This window comes from Wenzhouxiangella sp. AB-CW3 (assembly GCF_014725735.1).
In the GTDB taxonomy this organism is placed as follows: Bacteria; Pseudomonadota; Gammaproteobacteria; order Xanthomonadales; family Wenzhouxiangellaceae; genus Wenzhouxiangella.
Genome location: NZ_CP061368.1, coordinates 338,317 through 356,059, shown reverse-complemented (window position 1 = coordinate 356,059; position 17,743 = coordinate 338,317). Strand labels below are relative to the sequence as shown.

The 17,743-nt window shown below is 62.0% G+C and carries 18 protein-coding genes; 9 read left to right on the top strand and 9 right to left on the bottom strand.

Annotated elements, in window-relative coordinates:
* Positions 1-270: 270 nt before the first annotated feature.
* Positions 271-1,119: an ectoine hydroxylase gene (thpD, locus tag IC757_RS01475; RefSeq protein WP_223846203.1), complete on the top strand. Its 849-nt coding sequence runs from the start codon at positions 271-273 to the stop codon at positions 1,117-1,119.
* Between the two features lie 36 nt (positions 1,120-1,155).
* Here thpD and dctP read toward each other — a convergent pair whose 3' ends face one another.
* On the bottom strand, positions 1,156-2,223 hold the full coding sequence (gene dctP, locus IC757_RS01470; RefSeq protein WP_190975644.1) for a TRAP transporter substrate-binding protein DctP: 1,068 nt from the start codon (positions 2,221-2,223) through the stop codon (positions 1,156-1,158).
* A 162-nt stretch (positions 2,224-2,385) separates the two neighbouring features.
* On the opposite strand from dctP, the gene IC757_RS01465 reads away from it, so the two are divergent.
* Together IC757_RS01465 and IC757_RS01460 are read left to right on the top strand one after the other, a co-directional pair.
* Positions 2,386-3,288 carry a TRAP transporter small permease gene (locus IC757_RS01465; protein ID WP_190975643.1) on the top strand — a complete coding sequence of 301 codons (903 nt, stop codon included), beginning with the start codon at positions 2,386-2,388 and terminating at the stop codon, positions 3,286-3,288.
* On the top strand, positions 3,281-4,612 hold the full coding sequence (locus tag IC757_RS01460) for a TRAP transporter large permease (protein WP_223846202.1): 1,332 nt from the start codon (positions 3,281-3,283) through the stop codon (positions 4,610-4,612). Before IC757_RS01465 ends, IC757_RS01460 begins: the two co-directional genes overlap by 8 nt.
* Before the next feature lie 8 nt (positions 4,613-4,620).
* Here the strand turns inward: IC757_RS01460 and IC757_RS01455 are convergent, their stop codons facing one another.
* Positions 4,621-6,165: an amidase gene (locus tag IC757_RS01455; RefSeq protein ID WP_190975642.1), complete on the bottom strand. Its 1,545-nt coding sequence runs from the start codon at positions 6,163-6,165 to the stop codon at positions 4,621-4,623.
* A 125-nt stretch (positions 6,166-6,290) separates the two neighbouring features.
* Here IC757_RS01455 and ubiM point away from each other — a divergent pair, with 125 nt between their 5' ends.
* The 3 genes from ubiM to IC757_RS01440 all read left to right on the top strand — a co-directional run bounded on the left by ubiM (position 6,291) and on the right by IC757_RS01440 (position 8,839).
* A complete protein-coding gene (ubiM, locus tag IC757_RS01450) occupies positions 6,291-7,490 on the top strand; it encodes a 5-demethoxyubiquinol-8 5-hydroxylase UbiM (RefSeq protein WP_190975641.1) in 1,200 nt (399 codons plus the stop codon).
* Positions 7,491-7,594: 104 nt separating this feature from the next.
* Positions 7,595-8,569, top strand: a complete 975-nt coding sequence (locus tag IC757_RS01445; protein ID WP_223846201.1) for an OmpA family protein — start codon at positions 7,595-7,597, stop codon at positions 8,567-8,569.
* A 15-nt stretch (positions 8,570-8,584) separates the two neighbouring features.
* Positions 8,585-8,839, top strand: coding sequence for a Smr/MutS family protein (locus tag IC757_RS01440; RefSeq protein ID WP_190975640.1), 255 nt, complete (start codon positions 8,585-8,587; stop codon positions 8,837-8,839).
* A 4-nt stretch (positions 8,840-8,843) separates the two neighbouring features.
* Here the strand turns inward: IC757_RS01440 and IC757_RS01435 are convergent, their stop codons facing one another.
* The 7 genes from IC757_RS01435 to rpsU all read right to left on the bottom strand — a co-directional run bounded on the left by IC757_RS01435 (position 8,844) and on the right by rpsU (position 15,413).
* On the bottom strand, positions 8,844-9,554 hold the full coding sequence (locus IC757_RS01435; RefSeq protein ID WP_223846200.1) for an EAL domain-containing protein: 711 nt from the start codon (positions 9,552-9,554) through the stop codon (positions 8,844-8,846).
* 99 nt (positions 9,555-9,653) lie between these two features.
* Positions 9,654-10,268, bottom strand: a complete 615-nt coding sequence (locus IC757_RS01430; RefSeq protein WP_190975638.1) for a hypothetical protein — start codon at positions 10,266-10,268, stop codon at positions 9,654-9,656.
* 23 nt (positions 10,269-10,291) lie between these two features.
* Positions 10,292-10,858, bottom strand: coding sequence for a polymer-forming cytoskeletal protein (locus IC757_RS01425; RefSeq protein ID WP_190975637.1), 567 nt, complete (start codon positions 10,856-10,858; stop codon positions 10,292-10,294).
* A 144-nt stretch (positions 10,859-11,002) separates the two neighbouring features.
* Complete coding sequence (gene rpoD, locus IC757_RS01420; protein WP_411913473.1) at positions 11,003-12,871, bottom strand: RNA polymerase sigma factor RpoD; 1,869 nt, start codon at positions 12,869-12,871, stop codon at positions 11,003-11,005.
* A gap of 20 nt (positions 12,872-12,891) precedes the next feature.
* Positions 12,892-14,643: a DNA primase gene (gene dnaG, locus IC757_RS01415; protein ID WP_190975635.1), complete on the bottom strand. Its 1,752-nt coding sequence runs from the start codon at positions 14,641-14,643 to the stop codon at positions 12,892-12,894.
* 18 nt (positions 14,644-14,661) lie between these two features.
* The gene (locus IC757_RS01410) at positions 14,662-15,114 is read right to left on the bottom strand and encodes a GatB/YqeY domain-containing protein (protein WP_190975634.1); all 453 of its coding nucleotides are present in this window, start codon (positions 15,112-15,114) and stop codon (positions 14,662-14,664) included.
* An 83-nt stretch (positions 15,115-15,197) separates the two neighbouring features.
* Positions 15,198-15,413, bottom strand: a complete 216-nt coding sequence (gene rpsU, locus IC757_RS01405; RefSeq protein WP_190975633.1) for a 30S ribosomal protein S21 — start codon at positions 15,411-15,413, stop codon at positions 15,198-15,200.
* Between the two features lie 59 nt (positions 15,414-15,472).
* On the opposite strand from rpsU, the gene tsaD reads away from it, so the two are divergent.
* From tsaD to folK, 3 genes are all read left to right on the top strand, one after another.
* Complete coding sequence (gene tsaD / locus IC757_RS01400; protein ID WP_190975632.1) at positions 15,473-16,459, top strand: tRNA (adenosine(37)-N6)-threonylcarbamoyltransferase complex transferase subunit TsaD; 987 nt, start codon at positions 15,473-15,475, stop codon at positions 16,457-16,459.
* 257 nt (positions 16,460-16,716) lie between these two features.
* A complete protein-coding gene (gene folB / locus IC757_RS01395; protein WP_190975631.1) occupies positions 16,717-17,073 on the top strand; it encodes a dihydroneopterin aldolase in 357 nt (118 codons plus the stop codon).
* On the top strand, positions 17,070-17,555 hold the full coding sequence (gene folK, locus IC757_RS01390; protein ID WP_190975630.1) for a 2-amino-4-hydroxy-6-hydroxymethyldihydropteridine diphosphokinase: 486 nt from the start codon (positions 17,070-17,072) through the stop codon (positions 17,553-17,555). Before folB ends, folK begins: the two co-directional genes overlap by 4 nt.
* Positions 17,556-17,743 lie beyond the last annotated feature (188 nt).

The following is a 17,743-nucleotide window of genomic DNA, read 5'->3' as shown; positions in this document are numbered from 1 at the left end:
CGGTAGTAAGGGGACGTTCATGTTAACCCGCCCTCAGCCGCGCCGCGAGTCCACCTGCACAGGCCGGTTGCCGCAGTCAACTCGGTCTTGCAAAGGAGCGCGATCGCTCCCAAGTCTTCCCCCGCTGCTAATGGCAGTTCTCCGTTCACGTTTCCCGGAAACCTGCCATTCCGTATGTCATTGCTTGTCTATCGGATCGATCAGCGAGGAGTATTGCGTATGGATGCTGCCAGAGACCTTTATCCCACACGACAACCACGGCCAAAGATCATGTTCGATCGCCGTGACCCGGTCATCTATGGCACAGAGCAGGACGGCCCGCTCGATCACGAGCAGCTCGAATGCTACCGTCAGGATGGCTTTCTGTTCTTTCCGGCCTTCTTCACCAGCCGGGAACTGAAGCGCTACATTCGGGAACTCGGGCGCCTGTGTGCCGACCCCGCAATGGTCGGGCGAGAAGATGTGATTACCGAACCCGACAGCAAGAAGATTCGCTCGATTTTCCGCGTACACCATCACTCCGGAGTGTTTGCCGACCTGTGCCGCCATCCGCGTGTTCTCCCGATGGCCGAACAATTGCTCGGAAGCCCGGTCTACGTGCACCAGTCACGCATCAACTACAAGCCCGGCTTCAAGGGCAAGGGCTTCAACTGGCACTCGGATTTCGAGACCTGGCATGCCGAGGATGGCATGCCGGGCATGAGAGCAGTGAGCTGCTCGATCATCCTGACCGACAACGACGAATTCAACGGCCCGTTGATGCTGATACCCGGGTCGCATCGTTACTTCGTCCCATGTGCCGGCCCGACCCCCGAGAACCATTACAAGGAGTCACTGAAGCACCAACAGTTCGGTGTCCCTGACAATGGCAGCCTCGAGCGCCTGATCAGGGCGGGTGGACTACGGTCGGCGACCGGTCCAGCCGGTTCGCTGCTGCTGTTTGACTGCAACTTGCTGCATGGCTCCAACGCCAACATGTCGCCAAGACCGCGCAGCAACGTCTTCTTTGTCTACAACAGCGTGTTCAACACGCCACATCGGCCGTTTTCCGGCACCATGCGGCGCCCTGAGTTCCTCTCCGAGCGCGAAGACTTCGGTCCGCTTGAGGTCGCCGCCTGAAGCCGACAAGAACTGACCGGAAACGCCGGCGATAGCTTATTCGCCGGCGTACTCCTCAACTAGGTCAAGGATGGTTTCGAGAATTTCCTGGCCACGCTCCCCGGCCTGGTCGACGTAAATGTCGCGCACGCCCATGCTCAGCTCGCGGAACACCTCTCGCTCCTCATCGGTCAGCTCGACGAACTCGGTGCCGCCGGCATCGAGAATGACCTGCAGCCTTTCCTCGTTGTAGCGAATCTGCTCACGATCGATCCACTCGACCATCTCGTCGCGTGTCTGTTCGATCATTTCACGCTTTTCGTCTGACAGGCCGTCCCACCACTGCCGGCTGGCAGCCACGGTGGCGACAAACTGAGCATGGCGGCCCGAGGTCAGGTAGTCCTGCTCCTCGTAGAAGCTCATTTCCTCGATGGCGAAAATCGGGTTGACCTGACCGTCGATCTGTCCGAGCTGCAGGCCGCTGTAGACCTCGGCATAGGGCATGGGCGTGGGGTTGGCGCCATAGGCTTCGTAGGAGGAAACCAGGATCGGCGAGGTCATGGTGCGAATGCGGAAGTCCTCGAAATCTTCGGGGGTGCGCAACGGCTTGTCACCACTCCAGACCATCCAGCCTTCCTGCACGATGGCCAGCAGTTCCAGGTCCTCGTCGCGATAAGGTGCATGAAACAGCTCGTGCAACCGCGGATCGGACAGCACCTGGCGATTGATCTCGCTGTCGTCGGATAAAACGAAGTGCAACGTGAAAACCCCGACCTCCGGAATGGCATCGGCCAGATGACCGGGCGAAGCAAAAGCCAGCTCCAGCGCGCCGGATTGCATCATCTCCGTGATCTGGGACGATGTCCCGATGGCGCCGTACGGATAGATTTCGATATTGATCCTGCCATCCGAGCGTTCGTTCAGGCGGCGGGCAAACTCCTGTGCGTAGGCATCCTGCACACTGCCCTCGATTTCTTCCAGGGCAAACCGCCAGGTCACGGATTCCGGCTCGGGCGGCGGTGCCGGCTCATCCACGGCGGTGTCGTCTTCCGGTTCGGCACAGCCGACCAGGGTCAGAATCAGGACCAGGAACAGTCCGGTCGTCAAGCGCATGATGTGTTTCATCGCACTCTCTCCGCAAGCAGTCGTGATTGGATTCACTCATGACCATAACACAGGCCACGGGCCCCGCCGCTCGGACCGTCGTTTTCCCGACGAATCTCCCCCCGGGTTGTCGAGGCGCCTGCACAAAGCTATGGTTAGGTCTGACCCAGCAGCACAGGCCCGATGACTCCAATTCTGCCATCCAGCGGCACGCGCTGGCGCAGCGCCGTAAAAGCCGGCTTTGCATGGCTGGATGACGGCCTGGGCTGGTTCGAGCGCAGTGCCTTGGTGACCTGTATTCTCGCCATGGCGGCCATTTCGGTGGCCAATGTCATTTCGCGCAACACGCTGGGTTCCAGCATTCAGTTCGCCCACGATGTCAGTCAGATCCTGCTGGTGATCGTGACCTTCATGGGCATCGGCATCGGTGCTCGCGAGGCACGCCACATCCGTGTCTCGGCCATTCACGACCTGCTGCCCCAGCGTGCGCGCAAGGTTCTACTGATTTTCGTGAGCCTGACGACCAGTGCCCTGCTGTTCGCTCTGGCCGGCTATGGACGGGACTATGCCCAGTCGACCCAGCGCAGCTGCCGGGTGCTGCCCGAACATGTCGAGTTCGTCGGCCTGAGCGTCCCGGTCGGGGCCATGCCGACGAGCGTGGCCATTGTCATGGTGCTGATCGGCCTGATTCTGGCGGGCCACGGCGTACGGCTGACTCATCACCACGGCGGACGCTGGCTGCGACAACTTGGGCCGGTCATGCGTCCCCTTGCGCTGGGCACAGCCCTGGTGGCGGGGTTCCTGCTGGCCGCCTGGCTGTTCTCGCTGTTTCTGGAGTTGGTGGCCAATCGCGAGGGCCGCTGTCGCGTGACCTCTTCGACCGGCTTTCCGGTCTACCTGGTTCACATGCTGGTACCGCTGGGCTTCCTGCTCGGCTCGATCCAGTTTGCCCTGGCCGGCATTCGCAACCTGATCGGTCGCGACAACTACCTATCCTGGTATCGACGCGACGAGTATGAAAGCGCCGCCCAATCCGCCGGACAGTCCAGTCTGGGCGAAGCACGGGAGAGACAGGTCGATGGTTGAGTTTTTCGAGTGGATCGGACTGTCGGGGCTGGACACCACGACCGTGGCAATGATTGCCGGCGCCATCATGATCGTGCTGCTGCTCATGGGCTACCCGATGATGGTGCCGCTGATCGTCGGCGCGCTGATACTGATGTTCGCCAGCTTCTCCACGGTCAACCCCGCCACCCTGGTCCAGCAGATGATCGGCGGCGTCGAACAGACTGTGCTGGTGGCGGTCCCCATGTTCATCCTGGCCGCCGACATCATGATCAAGGGTCATACCGCGGACCGCCTGCTTGACCTGGTCAGCAAATTTTTCGGCCATATTCGCGGCGGCCTGCCCGTCACCACGGCGGTGTCCTGCACGCTGTTCGGCGCGGTCTCGGGTTCTACCCAGGCAACCGTGGTAGCCATGGGCAAGCCGCTTAGACCCCGGCTGCTGGAAGCCGGCTACAGCGACCGCTTTTCCATGGCCCTGATCATCAACGCCAGTGACATTGCTTTGCTGATTCCGCCATCGATCGGCATGATTATCTATGGCGTGGTCTCGGGCACCTCGGTGGGGGATCTATTCATTGCCGGCATCGGACCGGGCGTGATGATCCTGGTGCTGATGGCGCTCTATTGCTACGCCATTTCGGTCTGGAAAGGGATTCCCGTGCTGCCGAAAGCCGACTGGCGGGCCCGCCTGAAAGCCATACGGCGCGCGTTGCTGGCCTTCGGATTTCCGGTCATTATTATCGGCGGCATCTACACCGGCACCTTCAGCCCCACCGAGGCGGCATCCATATCGGTTGCCTACGCCCTGCTGCTGGAAATGGTCATCTACCGCCAGGTCAAGCTGCCCGATCTGCCTGGGATCGCCCTGTCGACTGGCCTGATTACCGCGGTGGTATTCATCCTGGTGGCCGCCGGCATGGCCTTTTCCTGGATCATTTCCTTTGCCCAGATCCCGGGGCTGCTGCTCGGTGACGTGCTGGCCACCGCCGCCGAGCACCCCTACCGCGTGCTGGTCCTGATTGCCGTGGCCTACTTCATCGGCTGCATGTTCGTCGATCCCATCGTCGTGATCCTGGTGCTCACGCCGATTTTCGCGCCGGCCATTACTGCGGCCGGACTCGACCCGGTGCACGTCGGCACCATCATCGTGCTGCAGGCGGCAATCGGATCGGCCACGCCACCATTCGGCTGCGACATCTTTACCGCCGTGGCCATATTTCGAAGGCCCTACATGGAGATCATCCAGGGCACACCGCCGTTCATCATCATTCTGCTGTGCTCGACCGCGCTACTGATCCTGTTTCCGCAGATCGCGCTATTCCTGCCCGATCTGATGCGTTGAGCGCAGGATCAGTCGGCCGACAACTCAGGGCTGCTTCGATGCCCGGTGGCCTGTTCGTAGGCATAGGCCATGGCCAACAGATCCGGCTCGCTCCAGGCGCGGCCGAAAAAGGATATCCCGAGCGGCAATCCGTCTATCAGGCCCATGGGCACAGAAATGATGGGATAGCCGGCCCGCGCCGAAGGCGAGGAACTCGACACCGAGAAGTTGTCGCCCAGGGTCAGGTCGGTCATCCAGGCCGGAGAGCCGGTGGGTGCCACGATGGCGTCCAGCTCATGCTCATCCATGACCCGATCGATGCCTTGCTCGCGGCTGAATTCCAGCATGGTGGACAGCGCCTCCCGGTATTCTTCCGATTCCAGGCCCTCGGTTTCTGCGGCCCTGAAGATCAGCGAACGATCAAAGCGGGCGATTTCCGCCGGCTCTTCCCGGACCCTGGCCACCAGGTCGTCGAAATCGGCCAGCGCCGCATCCTCGCCCAGCGAGGCAAAATACTGGTCCAGACCGAAGCGGAATTCGTGGAGCAGCACGGTCAGCGATTCGGCATTGATGTTGCGACTGGAAATCTGCTCGATCTCGATGACCTCGGCACCGGCTTCCTCGAGGGCGGCAACAGCCTGGTGAGTCATCGCGTCGACGCGGTAATGAGACCCCAGGGGTTCGGTCCACAGGCCAATCCGCCGGCCCTTCAGCCCGTCAGCATCGAGATACTGCGTGTAGTCATCACGTACATGGGCCCCGGCGGCGGCGGTGAAAAGATCGCCCGGATCGATCCGGGCCAGCGGGCCGAGCAGCGCGGCGGCATCGGCCACGGTGCGGGTCATCGGGCCGGCACTGTCGGTGGTGTGCGAAATCGGGATGATGCCACTGCGACTCCACAGCCCGACGGTAGGCTTCATGCCGACCACGCCATTGGCATTGGCCGGACAGACAATGGAGCCGTTGGTCTCGGTGCCGATGGTCACTGCCGCCAGTCCCGCTGCCGCGGCAACACCGGAACCTGAACTCGACCCGCAGGGATTGCGGTCGGGATCGTAGGGATTGCGAACCTGGCCGCCCAGCCGGCTCCAGCCGCTGGAGGAAAAGCTGGAGTGGAAATTGGCCCACTCGCTCAGGTTGGTCTTGCCCAGGATGATGGCGCCGGCCTCGCGCAGGCGCTTGACGATGAAAGCGTCTTTGGGCGGCACCGATTCGGCCAGAAACACCGAACCAGCGGTGGTGGGCATGTCATGCGTGTCGATATTGTCCTTGAGCAGCACCGGAATGCCATGCAGCGGCCCACGGTGCTCGCCGGCAGCCAGTTCCCGGTCCAGGGCTTCGGCGGTCTCCAGCGCGTCGTCGCTGACCGTCAGCACGGAGTTCAGTCGCGGGCCGTTGCGATCATAGGCCTCAATGCGTGTCAGGTAGGCGCGCGTCACGTCCACGATGGTGAAATCACCCTCTTCATAGCCGCGTTGCAGATCGGCCACCGACAGCTCGGCAACGTCGGGCAGGTCACCGGCCTGAAGGCCCGTGGACAGAAAAAGAAAAGCGAACAATATCTTGCGTGGCATGGCTGGCATGTCTCCGGCACTCGGCACCAATTGTCAAGTCTAACCCCACTGCAACGGCGGTTGGGGCCGGCGACACGCCGATCTGCGACAATAGAGTCGTCTGCCGGGTTTTGAAGAGGAAGCGCATGAACGTCGACATTGCCATCATCGGGGCCGGACCTGCCGGTCTGAGCCTGGCGCGGGCGCTGGGCGACAAGCAGCTGGAAGTGGCCGTGGTTGATCCAGCCGAAGCAGCCGCGCTGTCCAGCCCGGACCACGATGGGCGCGAGATTGCCCTGACCCATGCCTCGCGTGCCATTCTGGAGCGCCTGGATATCTGGTCGCGCTTTGCAACCGACGACATCAGCGATCTCACCGATGCCTGGGTGTTCGACGGCGAATCGGACCAGCCCATGCGCATCACCCATGGCGACGGCGGTGCCGACCAGCTCGGCTGGCTGATCTCGAACCACCATATCCGCCAGGCGGCATGGCAGGCGGCGCGTGAGGTCCGGGGCATCCACTGGCTCACGGGCCGGAGGGTGGAGACCACCCGGCCGAAAGCCAATGTCCGTGAGCTCGTACTCTCCGATGGCACGGTACTCAATGCCCGCTTGGTGGTGGCCGCCGACGGGCGCTTTTCCGGCAGCCGGCGCTCAGCCGGCATCGGTGCACGCATGCGCGATTACGGCAAGTCCATGCTGGTCGCGCGCATGCAGCTTGAGCGGGATCATGAGCACGTAGCCTGGGAATGGTTCGGCGAGGATCGCACCCTGGCATTGCTGCCGCTAAACGGCCCGTATGCCTCGGCCGTCATCACCCTGCCGCACGAACGCATTGGCGAACTGCAAGCCATGGACGTGGATTCTTTCAACCAGCAGGTGACCGAACTGTACCGACATCGGCTGGGGTCGATGGAGCTGGTCAGCGAACGTCATGTCTACCCGCTGGTAGGCGTCTGGCCCGATCGCCTCACCGCCGAGCGTTTTGCCTGCCTGGGCGATGCCGCCGTGGGCATGCACCCGGTCACGGCCCACGGCTTCAACCTGGGGCTGACCGGCGTGGACCTGCTGGTCGAGGAAATCGGCAAGGCCAGGATTCGGGACGGCGACGTCGCCAGCCCGCGTCGGCTGGCGGCCTACGCGGCCCGGCATCGCGCCCACAGCCTGCCGCTGTATGCGGCCACCGCCACCGTCGTCGGCCTCTATACCAGCACACTACCGCCAGCACGCCTGCTGCGCCGTGCCGTTTTGCAGACAGCCAACCGGCTGCCCCCCCTGCGCCGCGCCATCGCCCGGCAACTGACCGGCACCGGAGGGCTGTTCGAGCGACTGATCACACGCTGAACAAGCCGGATTGGCGTGCTCGGCACGAAGACCGCATCGCCACGCTGGCAGTTTTGGGGCAGAATCCTCGTTTGTTCTGTTGTAGCCACTTCGGGAAGACGCACATGAACCCTGCAGGCAAGCTGGCCACTCTGGCCATCGTGTTGCTGTTCACCATCAGCGCCCATGCCGCCGAAGATGTCGCCGGCTCCGGCGATCATCCGCTGGTCGAGCGGGTGGCTGGCTCATATATCGGCACGTTTGATCGCACCGACTACGACGAAGTGCGCTTTCCGGCCGGGCCACTGGTGGATGATGAACTCGAGGCCGTCGAGGTACGCGAGGGCGAGCACCTGGTGCTGAGCTATTACTTCGAGGATGACGACACCAGCCCGCTGCGCATCTTCCGCAACTACGAACAGGCACTGGCCGCGGCGGGCTTCGAAACCCTCTACAGCGACGGCGGCGACGACCTGGGCTGGCGTCAGGGCCGGGGGTTTATTGGTGCCACCGACCTGTTCAGCCGCGGAGATCGGCGCTGCTGTCGCCCCCTTACCAGCGGCGACATCGGCATGCGCTACCTGCTGGCAGAACATGTTGCCGAGGGCGTGACGGTATCGGTGCTGACCTTCGAGGCCGCCTTCAATCTCGGCCCGGTCGCGCTGGTCGATGTCGTCACCGCCGAAGAAATGGAAGTCGGCATGGATCATGCCCCGATAAGCGCCGATGAGATGCAGGCCGGCCTGGTGGCCGACGGCCGGGTCGCCGTCCAGAACATCCTGTTTGCCTTCGATTCCGACGAGATCCTGCCGGAATCGGCCGAATCACTGACTGCCATTGCCGAACTGATGAACGAACAAACAGACTTGAACCTGCTGGTTGTCGGTCACACCGACTATGTTGGCGACTTCGATTACAACCTGCGTCTGTCCATGGAGCGGGCCAGTTCGGTGGTCGACCACCTGGCCGACAAACACGGCATTTCGCGTGATCGACTCCGCTCCGCCGGTGCCGGCATGATGTCACCCATAACCACCAACACCACCGAAGAGGGACAGGCGCTCAACCGACGCGTGGAACTGGTCCAGATGCCCGAATGAACGTAAACCAGTGACATGGCTCGACTGAAAATCGACCTTCATCCGATCTTCAACCGCGGTCGCCAGATCGACGAGGCGCTGGAAGAAGCGTTCGACGAAGCCGAGCGCAAGCGCATCAAGACCATCGAAATCATCCCCGGCAAGGGCTCGGGGCAGTTGAAAAAGCGGGTGCTGAGGTTTCTCGAACAGGGCAGGATCAAGTCACGCTATCACCGCGTCGAGAAGGACTCGAAAAATTTCGGCCGCGTGTTCGTGCATTTCAAGCACTGATCATTCAATCCGGGTAATTCACTTCAGGCAGTGATTCAAACCCGGGCCGTGCAAACAGAAAGCCCTGAAACAGGTGAACACCGAGATCGGCCAGGCAATCCAGTTCATCACGGGTTTCCACCCCTTCGGCAATCACGCCAACGTCGAGCTCATGGAACATGCCCATCAGGCCGCGCACGATGGCCTGACGAGTCCGATCCTGATGAACATCACGCACCAACAGCATATCGAGTTTGACGAAATCGGGCACGAAATCAGCCAGGAGGTTCAGCCCGGCATAGCCGGCACCGAAATCATCGATGGCCGTCAGGAAGCCGCGTTGCTGATAATGCAGCATGATGTTGCGCAGGTGCTCCTGATCGACCACCTTCTCGGCCTCGGTAACCTCGAAAATGATGCGATCAAGCGGCAGACCGAACTCCGCGGCCGCGCTGAGCGTGGTCTGAATGCATGCCTCGGGCCGGTAGACTGCATTGGGCATGAAATTGATGCTCAGCCGTGCCGGCACTTCCAGACGTGCCGCAAGCTCGATGGCGCGAACACGGCATGTCTGGTCGAACCGGTAGAGGTTGCTCTCGTCGACGCGCTCGAATATCGCACCGGCTGGCTCACCTTCCTCGCCGCGCACCAGAGCCTCGTGGGCAAACACCGTGTCGTTCTCCAGGTCGACAATCGGCTGAAACGCCATCGACAACCCGAAATCCAGCTCCGACATTCCACTGCAGCGACTGCACCCGCCTCGACTCATGATTGATCGATCGCCTGCATGATATTCAGTATCAAAAATATACGTTGGGCAGGAGAGGCATGCAACTCAGGCGGACCGGCGGCGGAACAGGTATTCCTGCATGCCGCCGCCGAGCAGCATGGTGCGCTCGTGTTCAAAACCCGGCATGCGCTGCTCAAGATCGCGCGCGCTGTAGCGCGGCGCCGCTATTTCATTGTCATCGACGGTTGTGACTTCCAGCAGCCCCGGGCCAACGGGATTGAACGCCGGAGGGCTGGCCGGCATGGTTCGCGCCGAGTACTCGATCAGGGCATGCAGCCGCGCTCCGGGTCGAAAACGCGGCGTCAGCTCGGCCAGCAGCATTCCGATCTGCTCGGTTGACAAATAATTGAGCAGATTCCAGCACAGAAAGAGATCGACCGACTCCCCCCTGGCCGGCGGCATACTGGTCCGGATCAACGCCTGAAACTCCTCGGCCTCAATCTGATCGAGCCGATGCGGCGCGCCGACTTCCAGGGCCATGACATCCAGCCGGCATCGGTAGTCGCTGAAAATCGATACGGTTCCCGAACGCACGACCCCCAGGTCGAACACAACGTGGCGCTGCTCGTCATTCAGCCCGGCGATCACGGATTCAAGCAGCGGCGCGCGCAGCTCCGCCGGCTCCAATTCATCAACCTGTTGTGCGCCTGCGGCAGTCATCACTCAGCCGGCCAGCCCGGCGCTCACGCCTTTGGCGCAGCGTTGTCGGATGCCTTCGGGTTGCCTCCGGCCGGCTGGCCGTTCGGCTTCGCCGCCGGCTTGTCCGGGGCTGCTGCACCATGTCGCGATGCCGACTTGCCAGCGGCAAAAACCTTGTCCAGCGCCTCGCTGTCCGGGTCCATGTCGATGCTGCCGTTGAAGCGGGCACCATCTTCCAGGCTGACGCGTGGCGACACGATGGTGCCCTTGATCCGTGCGCTCTGACGGATCACGACCCGCTCGGAAGCGATCAGGTGGCCATCCATGTTGCCGTCGACAAAAATGGTGTGAGCATGAATATCGGCCTGTACATCCCCCTGTTGACCGATCGTCACGCTGTGCTGCTTCAGCTCCACAGCCCCCTTGACCCGGCCTTCGATGACCAGGTCCTCGTCGCCGCGCAGCGTACCGTCGATCTGGATGGATGGGCCAATGACAGCCGTCCTGGAGGAGGCTGCATGTGCATTGGGGGCTTGCTTCTGGGATGATTCGGCCTTGCGGCTCTCCGGCGCCGGAGGACGCGCATCGGACTGTTCTCGCTTGTTAAACATGGGTAGACTTCTTGGGTTTAGGGGGACGTTCAACCTACCCGTGGCGGGGCAGGATGGTCAAGACCCGAAAACGAGACGCTCATCACACTCGAGACGAGCAACCCGGGCGACTTGGCCGTGCCGGGCGCCGAAGCACGAAATACCTCACTCCAGATCGAGGAAGCTTCTGAGTTGCTCCGAACGGGTCGGATGGCGCAGCTTTCTGAGCGCCTTGGCCTCTATCTGCCGAATGCGCTCGCGGGTGACGTCGAACTGCTTGCCGACTTCCTCGAGCGTGTGGTCGGTATTCATGTCGATGCCAAAGCGCATGCGCAGCACCTTGGCTTCTCGAGGCGTCAATCCGGAAAGCACCTTCTGCACGGTATCGGTCAGACCCGTGGTGGTGGCGGTATCGATGGGCGAGAGGATGTTGGCATCCTCGATGAAATCGCCCAGGTGCGAGTCCTCGTCATCGCCGATCGGAGTCTCCATCGAAATCGGCTCCTTGGCAATCTTGAGCACCTTGCGCACCTTGTCTTCGGGCATTTCCATGCGTACCGCCAGCTCTTCCGGGGTCGGTTCGCGCCCCATCTCCTGCAGCATCTGACGCGAGATGCGATTGAGCTTGTTGATCGTTTCGATCATATGCACCGGGATACGGATGGTGCGGGCCTGGTCGGCAATCGAGCGGGTGATGGCCTGGCGGATCCACCAGGTGGCATAGGTCGAGAACTTGTAGCCGCGACGGTATTCGAACTTGTCGACCGCTTTCATCAGGCCAATGTTGCCTTCCTGGATCAGGTCAAGGAACTGAAGGCCACGATTGGTGTATTTTTTGGCAATCGAAATGACCAGGCGCAGGTTGGCTTCCACCATTTCCTTCTTGGCCCGGCGTGCCTTGGCCTCGCCGATGGACATTTCGCGGTTGATCTCGAGCAATTGTCCGACCGGAATGCGCTGGTCGCGCTCGAATCGGGCCAGCTTGGCCTGAAGCTCGGCAATCTCGTCTTCGTAGTCACGCAGGGTCTTGGCCCAGTCGCTGCGACGACGCAGCAGGCCGGCCAGCCATTCGGGGTCGGAGGCATTGTCACGGAAGCTGGTGATGAATTCCTTGCGCGGCATGCCGGCGCGCTCGACGCAAACCGCCATGATGGCGCGCTCGATATCGCGCACCCGCGCCACGTGCAGCCGCATGCGCAAAATCAGCATGTCGAAAAGGCGCGGCGGCAGCTTCAGGCGCAGAAACTGCTCGGAAATACTGTCCTTGGTTTCACCGGCTTTCTTGCCCGAGGCGCCGTAGCGGTCGTAGAGCTTGACGAAATGCTGGTGCAGCTTTTCCAGCTCGTCGAAGAATTGCGTGACCTGTTCGGGGTCGGGCAATGTGTTGACCGTGGGGGCCGGCTTGTCCTCGTCCTCTTCTTCGTCGTCTTCATCGATATATTCGGCTTCCTCGGCCACCGCCGCTTCCATGGTGTCCTCGGAGATCAAATCCATCTCGGCCAGCAATTCGGGATTGATGAAACCGCTGATGAGCTCGTTGAGGCGAAGATTGCCTTCCTTCCAGGCCTCGACCTCTTCCAGCAGCACCTCGACCGTGCCGGGAAAGCGCGAAAGAGCCATGTTGACCTGGTTCAGACCGTCCTCGATCCGCTTGGCGATATCGATTTCGTCATCGCGGGTCAGCAGCGATACCGAACCCATCTCGCGCATGTACATGCGCACCGGGTCGGTGGTGCGGCCCAACTCGCTTTCGACCGCGGCCAGTGCCGCCTCGGCATCCTGCTGGGCGGCCTCATCATCGGCATCGGTGCTGGCTGAGTCGTTGAGAATCAGCGCATCGGCATCTTCAGGCGCTTCCTCGAACACCTTGATGCCCATGTCGTTGATCATGTTGACGATGTCCTCGATCTGCTCGGGATCGACGATATCGCCGGGCAGGTGGTCATTGACCTGGGCGTAGGTCAACCACTGGCCCTGCTCACGTCCTTTCTGGATCAGCTGCTTGAGCTGAGAGGGTCGCGGTGAGTTGTCCATGTCGCTTGCTTCGGCTTTGCTCATAACTCTTCGTCCATGCGCTGGCCAAGCAGCCTGCGCAGTTCTCTGGTTCTAATTTCATCCAGCCCCCCTTCTCTCAGCTGCGCCTGCTGGAGTTCGCGGACTCGGGTCTGTATCTGTTGACGACGTATTCTGGCCAGGGTTTGCGCCAATGCCGCCGACATTGCCATCTCTCTCTCTTCAGGCGTGGCCTGTTGCTCAATCACTTCGCGACCGGCCAGGCGGGCCAGCCACTGGCTTTCCGGGCGCTCTCTCCAACTCTCGAGAAGCTTAGCTGGAGAAAAATGGGGCCTTGAGCGGCAAAAGTCAATCAGTTCGCGCAAGAAATCGACGCCGCGCAGGCCACCCGGCCCGTCCAGCGCATCCTCGGGCACATCCCTGGCCAGGGCGGGATGCTGCACAATCAGTGCCACCGCGTACTGCACGGGCGTCAATGGCCGATCCGCATCCAAGCCACGCGGCTGTCTCCTCGGGGTGTTCGACGCCGGTTGCGCTCCGGAGGTTCCACCGTGCCCGGCACGCTTTTCCAGCTCGTGTCGCATCAGATCGGCGAATGCCCCGGTCGGGATCTTGTCGAGGTAGGGTTGCGCCATCGCCACCATGCGGGCACGGCCATCGATACTCGTCATATCGACCTCCTCGGCCAGATGATCGAAAAAGAATGACGACAGGGGTCGTGCCTGATCGACCCGCTCGGCCAGCTCGGCCTGGCCGCGCGAACGAACCAGAGAATCCGGATCCTCTCCCTCGGGCAGGAACAGAAAGCGCACCTCGCGATTGTCGCGCATGACCGGCAGTGCCGCCTCCAGGCCGCGCCAGGCTGCCTGTCGTCCGGCCCGGTCGCCGTCGAAGCAGAACACCACCACCGGCGAGGCCCGAAACATCAACTCCATGTGATCGCCCGTCACCGAGGTCCCCAGCGTTGCCACCGCATTGTCGAAACCATACTGAAACAGCGCCGCACAGTCCATGTAACCCTCGACCACCAGCAGCCGCTTCGGCAGACCACCGCGTCGCACCTGGTAGAGCCGGTAGAGCTCGCGCCCCTTGTGGAAGACCGGCGTTTCCGGGGAATTCATGTATTTCGGCCCGCGTTCGCCGAGCGCCCGCCCACCGAACGCGATGACCCGACCGCGACGATCATGAATCGGAAACATGACCCGGTCGCGAAACTTGTCGGTGGCACGCTGTTGCTTGCGCGTGATCAGGCCGGCCTGCTCGAGCTCGTCGAGACGGAAGCCCTGCGCGGTCAGCTCGTCGGCCAGCGCCTGCCAGGCATCGGGGGCATAGCCAATGCCGAATTCATCCACCGTCGCCTTGTCAAAGCCGCGACCTTTCAGATAGTTGCGTGCCGGCTCGCTGGCACCCAGCTGCCGACGAAACCAGGCCTGCGCGGCACCCAGCGCTTCATAAAGGCGATCATTCTTGCGTACCGGTGCATGCCCGCCCTCTCGCGGCACCTCGAGCCCGGCTCGCGCGGCCAGCTCCTCGATGGCGGCGGGAAACTCCAGGCCGTCGTACTCCATCACGAAACCGATCACCGTCCCATGCGCACCGCAACCAAAGCAGTGGTAGAACTGCTTGTCGGAACTGACGGTAAACGAAGGCGTCTTTTCGTCGTGGAAGGGGCAACGGGCCTTGAATTCACCGCGACCGGCCGGTTTCAGATCCACCCGGGAGCCGACGACCTCGACAATATCGCTGCGCTCGATAAGGGTTTCAATGAAACTTTCGGGGATGCGACCGGCCACCGGCCTAGTCTATCGGGATCAGCCCTGGCCGGCCAGCCGGCCACGCACCTGCGCGGAGACCTTGCCCATGTCGGCCCGGCCCTGGACGCGGCTCTTGATCAGGCCCATGACCTTGCCCATGTCAGCCATCGAGCCGGCATCAACCTCGGAGATGGCCTCGTCGATCAATTCGGCCAGCGCCTCTTCTGACAGGGGCTCGGGGAGGTAATCCTGGAGAATGACAATCTCGGCTTCTTCGGCTTCGGCCAGCTCCGGACGATCGCCGGCGCGGTACTGCTCGGCAGACTCTCGACGCTGCTTGATCATTTTCTCGACCACGGCCAGCACCTGGGCCTCGTCGAGCTCGATGCGCTCGTCGACCTCGCGCTGCTTGATCGCAGCTGTCACCATGCGCAACAGCTTCAGGCGCGGCTTGTCGCCGGCCCGCATGGCCTGCTTGACGTCGTCGTTGATGCGCTGCCGTAAAGACATGATGGTCAGAGATGCCTTGATCCGGACTGGCGGGACGCCGGAAGGCGGCGTTCGGGCACCAGGCCGGCTACAATGGGGGCTGTTCAGTAGAGCCGGCGACGGTTGACGCGTTCGCGCGACAGCTTGCGCAGGTGGCGCTTGACGGCAGCGGCCTTCTTGCGCTTGCGCTCCTGGGTCGGCTTCTCGTAGAACTCGCGACGGCGGGCTTCGGCGACCACGCCGGCTTTTTCGCACGAGCGCTTGAAGCGACGCAGGGCGTACTCGAACGGCTCGTTTTCCTTGACCTTGACGCTGGGCATTAAAATCGTGTCCCGTAATTGGTGGAAAGTCGACCATTATAACCCGGTAATCTGGAAACGTGCAAAACATACTTGGCATCGAAACCTCCTGTGACGAGACCGGCGTGGCCGTGTTCAACCCGGATCGCGGCATCGTCGCCGACCTGGTCTACACCCAGGCCGATCATGCCGCCTATGGCGGTGTGGTGCCCGAACTCGCCTCACGAGATCATGTCCGCAAGCTACCGGCCATGATCCGCGAAGTGCTCGAACGGGCCAGCCTCCAACCACGGCAGCTCGACGGAATCGCTTACACCGCCGGCCCGGGGCTGGCCGGAGCCCTGTTGGTCGGCGCGTCCACCGCCGTGGGCATGGCCGCCGGACTGGGCAAGCCGGCCATTGCCGTGCATCACATGGAAGGACACCTGCTCTCTCCACTACTGGCCAGCCCGGCGCCGGAATTTCCGTTCGTGGCCCTGCTGGTTTCGGGCGGGCACACCATGCTGGTGGCTGTCGAGGGCTTCGGTCGCTATCGGCTGCTGGGAGAAACCCTGGACGATGCCGCCGGCGAGGCCTTCGACAAGACCGCGCGCCTGATGCAACTGGGCTACCCGGGCGGCCCGGAGGTCGCACGCCTGGCCGAAAACGGCGATCCGGCCCGATTCGAGTTTCCACGCCCCATGACCAACCGCCCGGGACTGGATTTCAGCTTTTCCGGGCTGAAAACACACACCCGGCAACTGGTCGCCGAGGTTCAACCCCGCGACTACCCCCATATCGCCGCCGGCTTCGAGCAGGCCGTGGTCGACACCCTGGCCATCAAATGCCGCCGCGCCCTGAAGGAAACGCGCATGAAACGCCTGGTCATCGCCGGCGGCGTCAGCGCCAACCGACGCCTGCGCGAAAAGCTCGACCGCACGCTACCCGGCCAGGTGTATTATCCCGACCTGAAACTCTGCACCGACAACGGCGCCATGATCGCCTACGCCGGCTGGCACCGACGCGCCGAGGCAACCGCGGACGGAAAAATCGCGGTTCGGCCGAGGTGGCCAATCGACAAGCTTTAAGAGTGTGAAGGTTTAAGTGTGAAGTGTGAAGGGGCGGGCGTTAGTTGCGGTTTGGAGGGTAGTCAGCAGTGGTTGCTTTCGGGGAGCGTTTGGTGGGAGTGTCAGGTGTTAGAGTGTTTAGGTGTTAAGTGTTAGGTGTTATGGAAAACAACGACTTACCCCAACCACCTCAAACCCCTCCCCTTCACACTTCACACTTCACACTTCACACTTCACACTTCACACCTAACACCTCACACCTAACACTCAACTCCCCCATGGACATCGTCTTCATCAAAGATCTCGAAATCGAGACCATCATCGGCATCTACGACTGGGAGCGCAAGATTCGCCAGGTGGTGTGTCTGAACCTGGAAATGAGCGCGGATATTCGACGTGCGGCGGCCACTGATCGTATCGAGGACACGCTCGATTACAAGGCGGTGGCCAAGCGGCTGATCGGTTTTGTCGAGAAAAGCAGCTTCGGGTTGGTCGAGACCCTGGGCGAGCGTTGCGCCGAGATCGTGCTGGATGAGTTTCCGGTCGACTGGGTGAAACTGAGACTGGACAAGCCAGGTGCTGTACGGGGCTCGAAGTCAGTGGGCATCATCATCGAGCGTGGACGCAAGCCATGACAGCGCGCGCCTATCTCGGTTTGGGTAGCAATCGTGACGCCAAACGGAACATCGCCGCCGGCATTCAGGCGCTCAGCCAGGCTTTCATGGCGGTCGAGGTCTCGCCGGTCTACCGCTCTGCGGCCGTGGGCTTCGAAGGTTCGGACTTTCTCAACTGTGCGGCGGTCATCGAAACCACCATGGCCCTGGGCGAACTCAAGCAGTGGCTGGTCGACCTTGAGGATCAACATGGCCGCGACCGCAGTCAGCCGAAGTTCTCCGACCGTACGCTTGATATCGACATACTGCTCTACGATGATCGGGTCGGCGTGCATGATGGACTGGAACTGCCTCGTGACGAGATCCTCAAGTACGCCCATGTGCTCAAACCGCTGGCCGACCTGGCGCCAGAGCTCAGGCACCCGGTCACCGGCCTGAGTTTCTCGGAGCACTGGGAACGGTTCGAAGGCGAGCGGTCTCTGAGCGAGGTGCGACTACGCTAGTGGGCCATGCGGTTAATAAGGTAACGCTCAGCCGTCGCACAAGCGTCGTGGGCAAGGCGCGCGAGCGCAGGACTGGCCGTAGCCAATTCAAGCGAGCGGAACACGTGCAGCGGCTCCACTCGCAAGGCTTCATTCGCTACGCGAAAGTCGCCATGCGGTTTCACCTGCCCTGCCCACGGCGCTTGTGC

What these genes read in the sequence shown, in the direction of transcription:
- rpsU (WP_190975633.1), bottom strand. Translation starts at nt 15,413, where the DNA reads ATGCCCAGCGTCAAGGTCAAGGAAAACGAGCCGTTCGAGTACGCCCTG.
- IC757_RS01425 (WP_190975637.1), bottom strand. Translation starts at nt 10,858, where the DNA reads ATGTTTAACAAGCGAGAACAGTCCGATGCGCGTCCTCCGGCGCCGGAG.
- IC757_RS01460 (WP_223846202.1), top strand. Translation starts at nt 3,281, where the DNA reads ATGGTTGAGTTTTTCGAGTGGATCGGACTGTCGGGGCTGGACACCACG.
- IC757_RS01455 (WP_190975642.1), bottom strand. Translation starts at nt 6,165, where the DNA reads ATGCCACGCAAGATATTGTTCGCTTTTCTTTTTCTGTCCACGGGCCTT.
- IC757_RS01430 (WP_190975638.1), bottom strand. Translation starts at nt 10,268, where the DNA reads ATGACTGCCGCAGGCGCACAACAGGTTGATGAATTGGAGCCGGCGGAG.
- folK (WP_190975630.1), top strand. Translation starts at nt 17,070, where the DNA reads ATGACAGCGCGCGCCTATCTCGGTTTGGGTAGCAATCGTGACGCCAAA.
- IC757_RS01440 (WP_190975640.1), top strand. Translation starts at nt 8,585, where the DNA reads ATGGCTCGACTGAAAATCGACCTTCATCCGATCTTCAACCGCGGTCGC.
- IC757_RS01445 (WP_223846201.1), top strand. Translation starts at nt 7,595, where the DNA reads ATGAACCCTGCAGGCAAGCTGGCCACTCTGGCCATCGTGTTGCTGTTC.
- rpoD (WP_411913473.1), bottom strand. Translation starts at nt 12,871, where the DNA reads ATGGACAACTCACCGCGACCCTCTCAGCTCAAGCAGCTGATCCAGAAA.
- folB (WP_190975631.1), top strand. Translation starts at nt 16,717, where the DNA reads ATGGACATCGTCTTCATCAAAGATCTCGAAATCGAGACCATCATCGGC.
- IC757_RS01410 (WP_190975634.1), bottom strand. Translation starts at nt 15,114, where the DNA reads ATGTCTTTACGGCAGCGCATCAACGACGACGTCAAGCAGGCCATGCGG.
- IC757_RS01465 (WP_190975643.1), top strand. Translation starts at nt 2,386, where the DNA reads ATGACTCCAATTCTGCCATCCAGCGGCACGCGCTGGCGCAGCGCCGTA.
- thpD (WP_223846203.1), top strand. Translation starts at nt 271, where the DNA reads ATGTTCGATCGCCGTGACCCGGTCATCTATGGCACAGAGCAGGACGGC.
- ubiM (WP_190975641.1), top strand. Translation starts at nt 6,291, where the DNA reads ATGAACGTCGACATTGCCATCATCGGGGCCGGACCTGCCGGTCTGAGC.
- IC757_RS01435 (WP_223846200.1), bottom strand. Translation starts at nt 9,554, where the DNA reads ATGTCGGAGCTGGATTTCGGGTTGTCGATGGCGTTTCAGCCGATTGTC.
- dctP (WP_190975644.1), bottom strand. Translation starts at nt 2,223, where the DNA reads ATGAAACACATCATGCGCTTGACGACCGGACTGTTCCTGGTCCTGATT.